Source organism: Paenibacillus sp. NMA1017 (assembly GCF_058895805.1).
Genome location: NZ_JBZXYR010000003.1, coordinates 725,860 through 739,872, shown reverse-complemented (window position 1 = coordinate 739,872; position 14,013 = coordinate 725,860). Strand labels below are relative to the sequence as shown.

8 protein-coding genes are annotated in these 14,013 nt (G+C 43.3%); 1 reads left to right on the top strand and 7 read right to left on the bottom strand.

Annotated elements, in window-relative coordinates:
• Positions 1-13: 13 nt before the first annotated feature.
• From AC5ELV_RS12125 to AC5ELV_RS12105, 5 genes are read right to left on the bottom strand one after another with little or no spacing between them, the layout of a single operon-like run.
• Positions 14-757: a sugar phosphate nucleotidyltransferase gene (locus AC5ELV_RS12125; RefSeq protein WP_493430384.1), complete on the bottom strand. Its 744-nt coding sequence runs from the start codon at positions 755-757 to the stop codon at positions 14-16.
• A gap of 15 nt (positions 758-772) precedes the next feature.
• The gene (locus AC5ELV_RS12120) at positions 773-2,122 is read right to left on the bottom strand and encodes a mannose-1-phosphate guanylyltransferase/mannose-6-phosphate isomerase (RefSeq protein ID WP_493430383.1); all 1,350 of its coding nucleotides are present in this window, start codon (positions 2,120-2,122) and stop codon (positions 773-775) included.
• Positions 2,123-2,134: 12 nt separating this feature from the next.
• Positions 2,135-5,440: a glycosyltransferase gene (locus tag AC5ELV_RS12115; RefSeq protein WP_493430382.1), complete on the bottom strand. Its 3,306-nt coding sequence runs from the start codon at positions 5,438-5,440 to the stop codon at positions 2,135-2,137.
• Positions 5,441-5,455: 15 nt separating this feature from the next.
• Positions 5,456-6,739, bottom strand: a complete 1,284-nt coding sequence (locus tag AC5ELV_RS12110; protein ID WP_493430381.1) for an ABC transporter ATP-binding protein — start codon at positions 6,737-6,739, stop codon at positions 5,456-5,458.
• 12 nt (positions 6,740-6,751) lie between these two features.
• Positions 6,752-7,534 (bottom strand): ABC transporter permease, encoded by a 783-nt coding sequence (locus AC5ELV_RS12105; RefSeq protein WP_493430380.1) that lies wholly within the window; start codon positions 7,532-7,534, stop codon positions 6,752-6,754.
• Positions 7,535-7,679: 145 nt separating this feature from the next.
• Here AC5ELV_RS12105 and AC5ELV_RS12100 point away from each other — a divergent pair, with 145 nt between their 5' ends.
• Positions 7,680-10,133, top strand: a complete 2,454-nt coding sequence (locus tag AC5ELV_RS12100) for an O-antigen ligase family protein (protein WP_493430379.1) — start codon at positions 7,680-7,682, stop codon at positions 10,131-10,133.
• A gap of 83 nt (positions 10,134-10,216) precedes the next feature.
• Here the strand turns inward: AC5ELV_RS12100 and galU are convergent, their stop codons facing one another.
• A complete protein-coding gene (gene galU / locus AC5ELV_RS12095; protein ID WP_493430378.1) occupies positions 10,217-11,098 on the bottom strand; it encodes a UTP--glucose-1-phosphate uridylyltransferase GalU in 882 nt (293 codons plus the stop codon).
• A 195-nt stretch (positions 11,099-11,293) separates the two neighbouring features.
• Entirely contained in the window at positions 11,294-13,804 is a 2,511-nt protein-coding gene (locus AC5ELV_RS12090; RefSeq protein ID WP_493430377.1) for a U32 family peptidase, read from the bottom strand.
• Between the last annotated feature and the right edge of the window lie 209 nt (positions 13,805-14,013).

The window sequence follows — 14,013 nt, the reverse complement described above, 5'->3', positions numbered from 1 at the left end:
CTGCCTCCTTTATTTACAGCTTTAATTTACCAAATTCCTCACCAAAAACAAGACCCTGTGCCAGTTCGTTCGCTCGTGCCAGAGAATCATGTGTACCTGCATCCGTCCACCATCCTTGCAGAACATCAAATGTCAATGTACCTTTAGCAATATATGCATTATTGACATCTGTGATTTCAAGTTCACCACGTGAAGAAGGTTTCAATGTTTTGGTGATTTCAAATACCTGATGATCAAACATATAGATTCCAGTAACGGCAAAGTCACTTTTGGGCTTTTTGGGCTTTTCTTCAATGGAAATGATACAGTCTCCTTCAAGCTCAGCCACACCGAAACGGTTTGGATCTTCTACCTGCTGCAGCAAGATTTTGGCTCCCTGCTTCTGAACACGGAAATTCTCTACAAAAGACGCTATATCATCTTCAAAAACATTATCACCGAGAATCACAACCATTTGATCTGAACCGACAAAATGCTCAGCCAGATTGAGTGCTTGCGCAATTCCACCTGCCTCATCCTGAACTTTATATGTGAATGTAACACCCATTTCATAACCGCTACCTAATAAGTTGACGACATCTCCCATATGCTCTTTACCTGTTACGATTAGAATATCCACGATCCCCGCCTGCTTAAGCTTATTCACCGAATGAAAAATCATTGGATACTTACCCACTGGCAGTAAATGCTTATTTGTTACCTTCGTTAAAGGGTACAAACGAGACCCCGTGCCTCCAGCCAAAATAATACCTTTCACCGATCTTCACACCTTTCAAAATGTCATAATATCATCTTCACTAACGTATTCCCCCGCTTGAACCTCAATCAGATTTAAATCAATTTTCCCAGGGTTACTGACTGAATGTTCGTCTCCCGCTCTGATAAATGTAGACTCATTAGGGCGCAACAAAGATTCCTCGCCATTCACTTTTATGAGTGCCGTTCCACTTACTACGATCCAGTGCTCATTGCGATGAAAATGCTTTTGGGCTGTTATTTCCCTACCCGGTTTAACTATGACTGTTTTAATTCTATAATTAGGCATGCTATCCAGTAGCGTATGATGTCCCCACGGTCTATAAGAGGTGACATGTACATCACAAAGTTCTGAATCCTCCTGTTTGAGCTGTTCAACAACATACTTCACTTTTTGGGAGGATCCTTGTCGTGATATTAACAACGCATCATCTGTATCCACGATTAGTAAGTCATCTACATCGACTAACGCAACCGTTTTACTGGAATGGACCAAATTTCCCGATGAATTGATGAGGACCTGATGGTTCGTAACCGTGTTCTGGTGCTCGTCCTGAGGAAGCTCTTGATAAAGAGATTCGAAGCTTCCGAGGTCAGACCAACCAATATCCGCAGCAACGACTTTTACGATTCCGCTTCTCTCCATTACTGCATAATCGATACTGTCAGACCGTATAGCCTCCATGTCCTGCTTAGCAATCCTATACACTCCCTCATCAAAGTGAGCCCTGTTAAATGCCGTAACTGCACTTTCATATATATCCGGGGCATACAGCCGCAACTGCTCCAGATAGACCCCTGCCTTGAACATAAACATGCCACTATTCCACAGGAAATTACCAGACTTAATATATTGCTGGGCAAGCTCGGAGCTTGGCTTTTCCTTGAAGGAGAGAACCGTACTTCCATCTGCCTCAATGTAGCCATAACCGGTTTCTGGATAGTGGGGTGTGATTCCGAAAGTAACCATATAATCCGATTCTGCAAATTCCTCAGCCTTACGGATACACTCTAAATAGTTCTCTTTGTTTTTCACAATGTGATCAGATGGAGTGACTAGCAGTACATCATTAGGCCCCAATGCCAAACAAGTCAGAGCGATAGCAGGGGCAGTATTTCTCCCCATCGGCTCCAGCAAGAATAGGGAATCTGTGTGCCCAACTTCTTCAAGGTGGTTGACTGCATGAAAATAATGCTCTTGATTAGACACAATAAACGTCTGCTTACAAATCTCTTTATTCCTTTCAACCGTCATTTGAAATAAAGATTGGTCGGAAATAAGCTTATTAAATTGCTTGGGGAACAGTGTTCTGGAAAGTGGCCATAATCTAGTACCATTCCCTCCACAAAGTACAACATTAATCATTATTCATTACTCCTATTGTGTAAGATCCAGAGAAATAACCTGTTCTGCAGCTTTTAACGTAAAATATTGTTCAATATATTGACCAGATTTTACAGAAAGCTCAGTCCACTCGACTTCATTCACATATAATTGTGTAATGCAGTCGGCAAATTGCTGTGCCTGATCAGCAATTTTCATTATCGTATCTGCACTATGCAGACCCTCTGCGCCAATCGAGGTAGTAATCAGTGGGACTTGATAGTAAAGTGATTCAATCACTTTACCCTTTACCCCTGCTCCATAACGAAGCGGCACAATTGCCAGACGGGAAGATGCATAATATTGTTCGAGCTCTTGATCCGTTACGTAGCCAGTTATTACAATGCGATCCGAGCTCAGCTGCAGCAGATCATCCGGAGGATTGGAACCTATGACATACAATTTGATTTCCGGCTGTTTCTCCTTGACTTTAGGAAGAACTTCATTAATAAACCATATAATTCCATCATAATTAGGTGAATGGTTGAAACCTCCTACAAACACCAGATCTTTTCTGGCATCAAATCCGTTAATCGAATGATTAGCCGAATAGGACTGTTCATAAGGGAACAATGGGATATTACGGATTGGCTTGCCAGCCAATTCTTGAGCTAACAACTTCTGTTCATATGTCCCAACCACGTGTATTACATCTGCTTTGTTAAATAATTCAAACTCTGTCTTCTTCCACTCTTCAGAGGATTTCAACAGGTTGGGATTATGGGTTAATTCATAGTTTCTCATTTCACGTATATAATGCAGATCATGCCCAAAGTATATAATTTTTGCGTGTGTATGCTTTTTAAAAACGTCTATATATTTAACTGAAATGTGCGGACGGTTTAAATATACATAATCAATATACTGTCTGTTATTTTTGATCCACTGATTAATATGCTTGGCGTACTCGTTACCGTAAAGAACCTCAACGCCCATTTGTTCCAACTTTGTGGTATAAGGCTCATGCTTGAAAAAGTTATCACCAATAAAGACTACGTGGAAACCCATGGATAACAATAATTTAGTATAAAGAAACGTGCATCTTCCTCCAGCATCCTTATCATAGTGCGGCACATAGTGATCCACAATAACCACAGTTTTCTTGTAGCGACTGCGATCTCTCGCCCAGAAAAGATGCTCTGCATTATCAAAATGATCCTTGGCAAGCTCTGCCTTCCATTTCTCTTTAAACTTCTCTTTATTGGTTATCTGATAGCTTTTAATACCGCTTCCGGTATCCGTCCCGTGTGAAATACCCTCAAAGTGAACAATAACGGAACGCGGTTGCAGCATGACTTTATAGCCCAGTCTTCTGATTTCAAAAGCAATATCCGTATCCTCAAAATAAGCAGGAACGTAGCGTTCATCGAATCCTTTGAGCTCTTTCCACAAGTTATGCCTTAGCAAAATAGCTGCACCAGAAACATAATCTACTTCCTTAACATAGTTGTATTCCGGCTTGGATGGATCATCCAGGCGTCCAAAATTCCAGCCACTTGCATCATTCCAGATAATCCCACCAGCTTCTTGCTGTCTTCCATCTGGATATACCAGCTTAGAGCCAACCATTCCGATAGTTTGGTCCGATTCAATCAATTCCACAAGAGAATTTAGCCAATCCTTCTGTACATTCGTGTCATTATTGAGAAAGAACAAATATTCTCCTTCTGCAACTTTGGCTGCATTGTTACAATTAAGAAGAAACCCACGGTTTACACCATCTCGGACTACTTTGATATTTTCTACATAATTAGCTATATTGATAGTCTCATCGTTAGACATATCGTCGGCAATAATGATCTCGTAGGATACATCATTAGTATTTTTCAAAATAGATGCAAGGCACAAATAGGTGTACTTCCATTGATTGTAAACCGGTATAATGATAGAAACCTTAGGGGAATTAATTTCAGGAAATACCAAATACTCATAATGGACATTGTCCATTTCCCCCACCTCAACAACTGGAGCCTCTTCCTCTACAAATCGTCCTACATACGTATCAATTCTGCTGCCAAGTCGACTACTATCTTCGGATTTAATATAGTATTTTAATTTCCTTAGGTTAGACTTGTTAAGTGCGGACAGCATAACTTTAGGATGCTTGACTGTTCTTGCAGCCAGTTTCGATATTACACGTCGTTTGCTGTTGGCAGGGACCAGCCAGTCCCGAAAATGATAGTATTTTTGCAGCAAACGCCAGCCACCGGAATGATATATATTATGGAGAATTCTTTCCTGCTGAAGTAAAAGTTCGATATGTCCTTTTTGATTTTCTATTTTATTATTGAATTTATCTTGTTGTATCTGAATGTTATGGTTCAGTTTCTCAACCTGCTGCTCATGCTTGCGTTCAAGATCTTGTTCCTTTTGTTTCCAGGTTGCTAGTGCCGTTGCCAGTTGTTCTTTATAACTGGCGAGCTGATCATTTATTTCATTTCTTTCAGATTCCAAATGGTGTAGCCTTTCTTTGAGAGGGTCATGCTCTGCAAATTTCTCTCTCAAAAAGGTCAACTCCTGATCGAGCACAGCGATATGTTTGTTTCTCTCTTCAACTTCATCCTGCAAGCTAAAAATCCGTTCATTTAACTCTTGGTACTTGTCAGGATATGTCGTAACAGAGAACATTGGCTCTGCATGCTCAGCTAAATTGGAACAAAAGGCTATCATGTACTTCTCATTGATCTCATGGTTGTCATCTGGCTCCCAGACATAGGCAAAAGCCCCGTTGGAAGAAGAATCGTTCATAAGCGAAACAACCTCAAACCGCTGGGAAATAATATTAACATGCTTAAAATGACCATTCAGAAAGCCAGAAAATTCATCTTTATAAAGTTCTTTTACATGATAGGGATTGGTATACTCCCTCAAATCCGAATAGTATTTTTTATTGGGGGTTGAAACGACAAACGTTCCATCCTCTTTCAGCAATCTTTTAACCTCTTTCAGAAAAAGCATTTGCAGTTCTTCATCAACATGCTCCAGTGTTTCAAAGGAAACAATGACATCGAAGGAGTGATCCTTAAAAGGCATGCGTTCAATACTTGCAACATAATACTCAAGATTGTCCTTCGGATAAGCCTTGCTTGCATGTCTAATTGTAGCGGCATCGATATCTATTCCCGCAACCCTAGCAGCCGAATCCGACAGCAAATAAGAACCGTATCCCTCCCCACAAGCCGCATCCAGTACAGTTTTCCCCTTAACCAGTTGTTTGAGTACGCTGTACCGCTGAATATGTTCTATTTCTAGTTCCTTATCTGATTCTTGAGGTATAAAACGCTCCCCTGTAAAATCCAATATAATCCCTACTTTCTATACGATAACTGAGAAAGAGACATCGTTTAAATAAAGTACACCACTCAGCGAATCATACCCAATTGGCAAAACCTCAAGAACCAATGCATCATGAACCCAACTATGCTGCTTATGATCCTGTTGTGTACCTGAAGCAATTGCTGGTGATATAGTATACTGCCCCTGATTCAAACTGGGGAAACGGAAATCAAAACAGAAAACATAGCCTTTTCCGGGAGAAAGCGACTCAAGCTCCATCCCTAAAATATAGCTATTGGTTTGTCCGATAATGTTTCCAAGACGGTCTCTAATTGAAAAACCGACAATTGGATTGGCAATCACTTCGAATATATCAATTCGAATGAGCAACTGTACATTTTGCTCCGCTTCTACGAACGTTACTTTATGATGAGTAGCGGGATCATTGAGCGATATGCCAGTAATAAGTGCTTTATCATCACCCATCATGTCTAGCTTATCCTGCAGAGGATCAACCATTTCCGCTTCTGAAGAGCCGCCAAATTCAGTTTCAGAATCTGATAGTACATCCAGGTCTATTTTTTTAAAATCTGCTCCGATCATAAAAGCCTGATATTTCTTGGAGATTTCTTTAGGATCCCCTTCTTCAATAAACTTACCTTCGTTAATCCAGATCACCCGGTCACAATACTTGTTGATGACTGACATATCATGGGTAACAAACAGAACGGTTTTTGTCTTCTTTATTTCATCTATTTTGCGGTAACATTTCTGCTGAAATCTAATATCTCCTACACTTAGTGCCTCGTCAATAATTAAAATGTCTGGATCTACGTTAATGGCTACAGCAAACGCAAGACGTACGAACATTCCGCTTGAATAGGTTTTGACAGGTTGATTAATAAATTCCCCAATATCAGCAAATTCGAGAATTTCATAGAGCTTGCTGTCCATATCTTCTTTGGAGAATCCCATAATGGTCCCGTTCAAATAAATATTCTCCATCCCTGTAAAATCGGGGTTAAAACCTGCTCCGAGTTCCAACAGAGCCGATACAGTACCTTTGACCTGTAACGAACCGGAAGTAGGCGTCAGTACACCTGTAATCATTTTGAGCAAGGTTGATTTACCAGAACCATTCTTGCCAATAATTCCCAAACACTCTCCTTTGGGGACGCGAAAGGTGACCTGATCCAAGGCTATAAATTTCTTATGATACGCCTTGTTGGATAAATGCAACGCTTCTTTAAGTCTGTCTGTAGGGTTATTGTAAAGCTTATATTGTTTGGTAAGGCCTTCGGCCTGAATTGCAAAATTTTCCATCTATATTACTCCTTATATGACATCTGCAAAATGAGGTTTTAACTTCCGATATAGAAAGTACCCTACAACAAGTATGGCGAGGGTCACCACCCAAAAATATATGGTTAACTTCATATCCTGCCAAAACCACTGCCGATAAATAAAGATTCTTCGGTAACCATCCGTTATATAGTACATAGGGTTTAACTTGAATAAGAAGCTGTACTTTTCCGGGATCATTTTAAGCGGGTACATAATAGGAGTAAGCCAAAACCCAAACTGGACCAGTAAAGCAACAATCTGAGATGTGTCTTTAAAAAATAACAGAATCGAACTTGTAATCCACGATAATCCAACTGTCAACAAGAAGGTAGCTATCAAATAATAAAAAATTTGGAAATAGTATACCGTAAACTCATACTTGTACACCGCAAACATGGCGACAAGAAAGACCAAAAAAAACAAATGCACAAATAAGGAGGAATAAATCCTTATAATCGGCAGTATTTCCAGCTTAAAAACTACCTTTTTAACCAAAAAATTGTTATCCAGTACAGACGTGGTTGACGTCTGCCAAGCCTCGGAAAAAAAGTTCCATGGAATCATGGCACATATAAGCCACAAAATAAACGGTGCGTCATCAACTGGCGTTGACCTGAAACCCACCTGAAAAACAAACCAGAACAGAAGAATAGTAACTAGCGGTTGTATAAAGGCCCATATCATTCCCAGGTAAGAGCCCAGATACCTTTTTTTGAAATCACTTTTGGATAAGCTAATAATTAGCTTCTGCGTCTTTATAAATTCTGCCCACATATGGTACTTCCCCACTTACATTTATAATATTGAACTAAGTAATATTCGGATTTTGGCTTACGCCTCTATTCAATGCACGAGTGGATAGTATGAAGCCCCTGTGCTAAAATATTGACGTATCTACAAGAAAAGGAGATTGTAAACCTTGTCGAATCCAGTATACGGGAAACAGGCCAAAACGTCGACCCGTGACGATAAAAGGCCGGCTATATTTTGGGTGTTAATTGTTGGTATCATTCTGTTCTTAGCTTGGGCCCCCTTCCAGGCTGCACTTTTTAATGGGCAAATGCTCGATTTTGAGAAGCCTTTATATTGGGCTTTGATCATCAGCACGATTCTATTGATTTTAGGAATCGTAACCTATTATAAGAAATTCAAATTGGAAGATCAAAGAGACTGGTTAGCGGTGCTTGTTATTTTGCTCCCGCTGACGTACGTGATCTCGCTGATTCCCGCTGCTTCTCATTATCTCGCGATGAACATGGTGGTAGTGGAGTGCATCTATGCCTCGTTGTTCATCATAACATTGTACGCTTTGCGAGATCGCTTGAGCAACCGAATCATCCAAACAGCTATTATGACCGTAGCTTATCTTATTATAGGCTTCGGGTTCATTAACTGGTTTGGACAATGGGTATTGGCAGGACGGTTAGTAGACTGGTTCTCGTCGATGGTAAGCAATAATCGATACATTGATGCGATAAAGGTGGATACTAACGGTCCGCGTCTCACATCTGTCTTCCAGTATGCAAATACGTATGCAGCATTTTTGATGGCGTTTTTGTTCGCAGCCGTTTTTTGTTTGATGAAGTCAAAGACGTGGTATGGAAAAGCAACTCACGCCTTTATGCTGGTGCCTATTCTGGTATCTTTGTTCCTGACTCTATCGCGCGGTGGTCTTATTATGCTGCCAGTTGTATTTGTTTTGTTACTTTTGTTTTTCAAACCTGCGCGACAAATCTTATGGATTTTGCACTGCACAATTGCGGGCGTGGCTTCACTTGTTATTTTGAGCCCTATTACAAATTGGGGATTACAGCTTATTCAAACCTACAATGGTGTAGAAGCTGCCAAGGCCTGGGGACTGCTCATTGCCGCTTCTGCTGTGACTGCTCTTGTTTTATGGCTCATACAAAGCTTCCTAAGCCATCGTCTGGAAAAAGGACTGCAAGGTCTGGCTTCACGCAAACTCTCTAATCTTTGGCTACCTGTTGGCTCTGTGGTCGTGATTGGTGTTGTTGCGTTCCTGCTCATTGGTACAGGACTACGAAGTTTTCTACCAGCCAATGTGGAGACACGTCTGGAAAATATCAACTTCCAACAGCATAGTGTGCTGGAACGTATAACCTTTTATCGTGACGCCTCCAAGTTGATTGCTGATTATCCTTTGATTGGAGCAGGCGGCGGTGGTTGGGCTACGTTGTATGAAAAATACCAAGACTACGGTTATACGAGTCGCCAGGCACACAACTTCTTCATGCAGTATCTGGTGGAAGTCGGTATTCTTGGATTTATTATCTTCATGGCGTTCATTCTTTACATTTTCTACAAATATATTAAAGGGTACATCAAGAAGGATGAGGAAAATCGGGATAGTCACTTCCTGTACCTGATCTTAACCATGTCCATTCTGCTTCACAGTCTGCTGGACTTTAATATGAGCTACGTGTTCATGGGCATGCTGGTGTTTATAGGGTTGGGCGGTATGGCCGCCGCGATGAATACACAGCCTGTAAAACGCTTGGCGATGAAGTCTGAGGGCTTCCGTCCGATTTACAGCATCGTTATAGGTATCCTCAGCATTGTGCTTCTATTTGTAGGACTGCGCTTTATACAAGCCAGCAGTGCTGCTAGAGAAGCCAAAGTTCTGGAAAGCAGCAATTCTTTCGAACAAAGACAAGCTGCTTACAATAAAGATTTAAATTTGCGCCCAACTCATATTGATTCTATTGTAGGCTTGAGTCGTATGTATTATCAGGTCTATCAGCAAACCAAACGCGAGGAGTTCTATACAGGCGGTATGACCATTGTTGATCTGGGGCTGCAGGAAGAGCCGTACAATAAAAATATGCTGATTATCAAGATGCGACTGGAGCAAGCCAAAGGAAACAATGATAAAGCATTTGCCATTTTGGAAAATAACCGTACTAACTTCAACTGGGATCTGGATTGGCACAATTTGTTGATTACTCAAGCGTTTGAGTTTGGCAATAAAGCTCGATTGGCCAACGACACAGCTAATGAGAAAAAATATTTTAATGCTGGGATGAGTGCTTATCGACGCATTCTGGATGGTATTGCTCATTTGAAGACATTGCCTCCTACACAGTTCACAGGCCGATCTTGGGAGATCACTCCATCGATTGCGTTGAATACAGGTAAGATTCAATTTGTATCGGGTAAGCCTGAAGTGGCTGCCAACATCCTCAAAAAAGGCCTGAAGGACGACCTAAGTGATGCTACGAATCGTGAGGTCGCTCGCTATTACGTTGCCGCCCTTCAAAAACAGGGTCAAAACGACGAAGCTTTATATAATAAACTGATTCAGGCTGCCCCGAAGGAGAAGGAGCAAATTGAGCAGTTAAAATCGGAGAAATAGTATAGAAAAAGAGACTATCAGATGATGTTATATCATCCGGTAGTCTCTTTTTTATTTTGATAAAGTAAGGTTTGGTGAGATGTCTACTTTTGTTGGTCAATCTTTTCAATAACCTGTCTCATATAGGCCAATACTTCATCCTTGATTTCGTTATGCTGCAGAGCATAATGAATAGTAGTTTCAATGAATCCCAATTTCTCGCCAACGTCATGGCGATTACCGTCAAATTCGTAGGCCAGGATCGGGTTCTTTTCTCCCAGTTTGGACAATGCGTCCGTCAACTGAATCTCCCCGCCTACTCCCGCCGATTGCTGACCCAGGATATCAAAAATATCAGGCGTCAAGATATAACGTCCCATGATCGCCAAGTTGGAGGTTGCTTCTTCCTTCTTAGGCTTTTCCACCAACCGTTCCGCCTCAGAGATTTTGGAAGTAAGTGCATGGCCTTCAACTATGCCGTAACGATGTACCTCGTTCCAATCCACTTGTTTGACACCTACTACAGAACGCTGATACTCATCAAACACGTCAATCATCTGCTTGAGGCATGGATTCTCCGACTCAACGATGTCATCCCCTAAAAGGACGGCAAAAGGTTCGTCACCGATAAACTTACGTGCACACCAAATGGCATGCCCCAACCCTTTAGGTTCCTTTTGACGAATATAGTGGATATCTGCCATCTCTGATGGCTTACGCACTTCATTGAGCAGGTTCCATTTTTCTTTCGAAGTCAGATTATACTCCAACTCGAATGAGTAATCAAAGTGATCCTCAATTGCTCTTTTACCTTTACCAGTAACGATAATGATATCCTCAATGCCAGATGCTACGGCCTCTTCGATAATAAATTGAATCGTTGGTTTGTCTATGATCGGAAGCATTTCTTTTGGCATCGCTTTCGTAGCAGGAAGAAAACGGGTCCCTAATCCCGCAGCAGGGATAATTGCTTTACGGATTTTCATAGGTTAAACTCCTTTGTCTTCAATATAACGGATAGATATACTGTCTATGATTATAACAGGAAGATAGATGAATTTGATAGGTTAAAGAAGAAGACATCTTCCCTCAAAGAGAACATGTCTTCTAATCACTTGGTTTCTATATGAATATATTATGCTGCCGGAATCTTTCTGGCTCCCGAACAAATATACAGTTATTTACTTCACCAGTTGCCCACGTGTAACACCCAACTGATTCGTCGCTTTCAGCGTCTTCCATACTTGTGTTCCGCTGATTTCTCCGCGCAGGGCACGGTTATAGAGATCAATAACCTCATGCACTTGCTCCGGTGTCTCCTCCAAAAACTCCACGCGGTAACGGGACACGCCCAGCTCCAGGAAGTTGGACAGGTATTCCGCCCCGGATTGCTCAATCGCGTTGTATACCGTGTTGCGGCAGCCTTCGTCCACACGGACCGGATGAGACATACCAATTCGATCACGCAGGGATGCGCGATGATCCTCGCAAGGGCGACCACAGTTGGTGTAGTCGGTGCCTTCACTCATAAAGGTACAATATACGCAATGTTCAGTATGGAACATTGGCATATGCTGCTGGATCACGATCTCCAGCTTATCGGTACGCGTACGTCTGAGCATATCGACCATTTGCTGGATGTTTAGATCGTACGACGGCGTAACCAGGTCGCAGCCGGAATCCAGGAACAGATCAGCCGCTTTATGATTGGCTATGTTCAGCGAGAAGTCACCAATCAATTGCGGGTGATGTGCGTCCGGGTTCTCCAACCGATGTCGCAAGTAGAAATACAGTGCCCCTGGATTGCGTACCAGCACAGCATCCGGCTTCAGGCGCAAGATGTTGTTGTGGTAGCCATTTTCACCCGGCATGTGAATACGCGGGGTCGCCAGCGCAATTCGGCGGCCTGCAGCGTGCACAGCCTCTACAGCTGCCGGGAATTGCTTGATGAACTCGAAGTCGGCGTAGATGAACTCCACGCCGGCCTCGAGCGCAGCCTCCACCTGAGGGAGGCTGCGGCACAACGCGGTCAGCTCTGCCTGACCGCGTGCCACAGACGATGCCGGAGTCGATGCATCGTCATACACCTCGACCGCCCGCTTCGTGTACACGGGCGGTTTGGGGCGCTCGCCTGCGAGCAGTTCCACCGCCTGACGGCGGATACCGTTCAGCTCGCGCATCGGCACGATGACGTCCCCATGCAGATGGACGTCCAGCTCTTCCAGCTGGAACACCGTTCCGCCCAGTCGGCCGAACTGCTCTTCGAGCAGTTCATGCGTCATCGGACGCTTCTGGGCAATTTCGAGTTCCAGCTCAGAGTCCACGCGGACCGTTGTGCCCTTCTGCACGTCGGTCCACCATGTCGACAGCGGCTGCCCTGGGGAGCCGCTGACTCGCACATGTACCGGGAAGACCCGGTACGGCTTGTCGGTGTCGTACGACTGGCGCAGACGTTTGTCCAGCGCCGGGTCGTTGGTCTTCCAAATACGGTCGCCTACGTGTACACGGCGCAGATCGACATCGTTGCGTCCCGCTACGATGTCAATGATCCAGCCTTCCCCGGCTTCGCCTTCAATCTTCACGCCCTTGCGACGGATATCGTATACGCGTCCGCCTTCTTCTTTTTGCGTGGGATCTCCCGCATCGAATACAATACCATCGCCACGCTTGAGCGGTGCATCAATACGGCACACCACGCCATCACGAAGGATTTGTTCCACTCGGCCCAAATACACCCCCCGGCTTTTCGGGAACGTACCGTCAACCAGCTTTTTGTTATTGGTTCCTTCGAGAAAACCGTGCGTAAAGCCGCGTGAAAAGCTCTGTTGCAGCTCGCGGATATCTTCTTTGCTGGTCTTGGACGTATCGCCATCAAAATACTTATCAATGGCCTTGCGGTACTTGCTAACCACATTTGCCACATATTCAGGTGTTTTCAGTCGCCCTTCAATTTTAAAAGAAACAACACCCGCGTCGATCAGTTCAGGCATCAAGTCAATCGCTGCTAGATCCTTAGGTGACAGCAAATACGTTACATCCGCCATCGGCTTTTGCTCTCCATCCACCATCAGATCGTAAGGCAAACGGCATGCCTGTGCACACTCACCACGGTTTGCAGAGCGTCCGCCCCACATTTCTGAAGTCAGGCATTGGCCTGAATAAGATACACATAACGCTCCATGCACGAATACTTCCATCGGAAGTCTCGCTTGATCGCCAATTTTTTGAATCTGTTTTAGATTATTTTCACGCCCCAGCACAACCCGTTCCATATTGTACGGCTTCGTGAATTCTACTGCCTCCGGCGAGGTAATCGTCATTTGAGTAGAACCATGGATCGGAAAATCCGGCGAAATGTCGCGAATCATTTTCACCAAGCCCATATCCTGAACAATTAGGGCATCGACACCAGCATCAATACAGGCATCAACCAGCTCTTTAGCGTCCTCCAGCTCATTTTCAAATACCAGTATATTGAAAGTCAAAAAGCCCTTAACCCCGTAGCTATGCAAAAAAGCCATAATTTCGGGCAGTTCATCCATGCGAAAATTGTTCGCCCGTGCCCGTGCATTGAACTTTTCCACCCCAAAAAAGATCGCATCGGCTCCGTTCGCTACCGCCGCACGCATACAATCCCAGTCACCTGCTGGTGCCAGAAGCTCGACATCTTCTCTTCGTACTGCTGATTTCATTATTGCCCTCCCTATATACTGAAAACGAATGGTCCCTCATTGGAGCATCGTTGTTTTCAGGGCAGCTATGCTGCTTACTTGATAATCTCATTAATGTTCCATCCACTCATTCCAAAGCTGGTTATGTTCAGTCAGGGATATGGAAACCTACTAAGAATCTTATTTTTTAAACCTATCTGTCTCTATCATCTTGTCCGATCATTCACACG

Excerpts from the sequence above, each read along its gene's own strand:
- AC5ELV_RS12120 (WP_493430383.1), bottom strand. The coding sequence starts at position 2,122 with ATGATTAATGTTGTACTTTGTGGAGGGAATGGTACTAGATTATGGCCA.
- AC5ELV_RS12110 (WP_493430381.1), bottom strand. The coding sequence starts at position 6,739 with ATGGAAAATTTTGCAATTCAGGCCGAAGGCCTTACCAAACAATATAAG.
- AC5ELV_RS12105 (WP_493430380.1), bottom strand. The coding sequence starts at position 7,534 with ATGTGGGCAGAATTTATAAAGACGCAGAAGCTAATTATTAGCTTATCC.
- galU (WP_493430378.1), bottom strand. The coding sequence starts at position 11,098 with ATGAAAATCCGTAAAGCAATTATCCCTGCTGCGGGATTAGGGACCCGT.
- AC5ELV_RS12090 (WP_493430377.1), bottom strand. The coding sequence starts at position 13,804 with ATGAAATCAGCAGTACGAAGAGAAGATGTCGAGCTTCTGGCACCAGCA.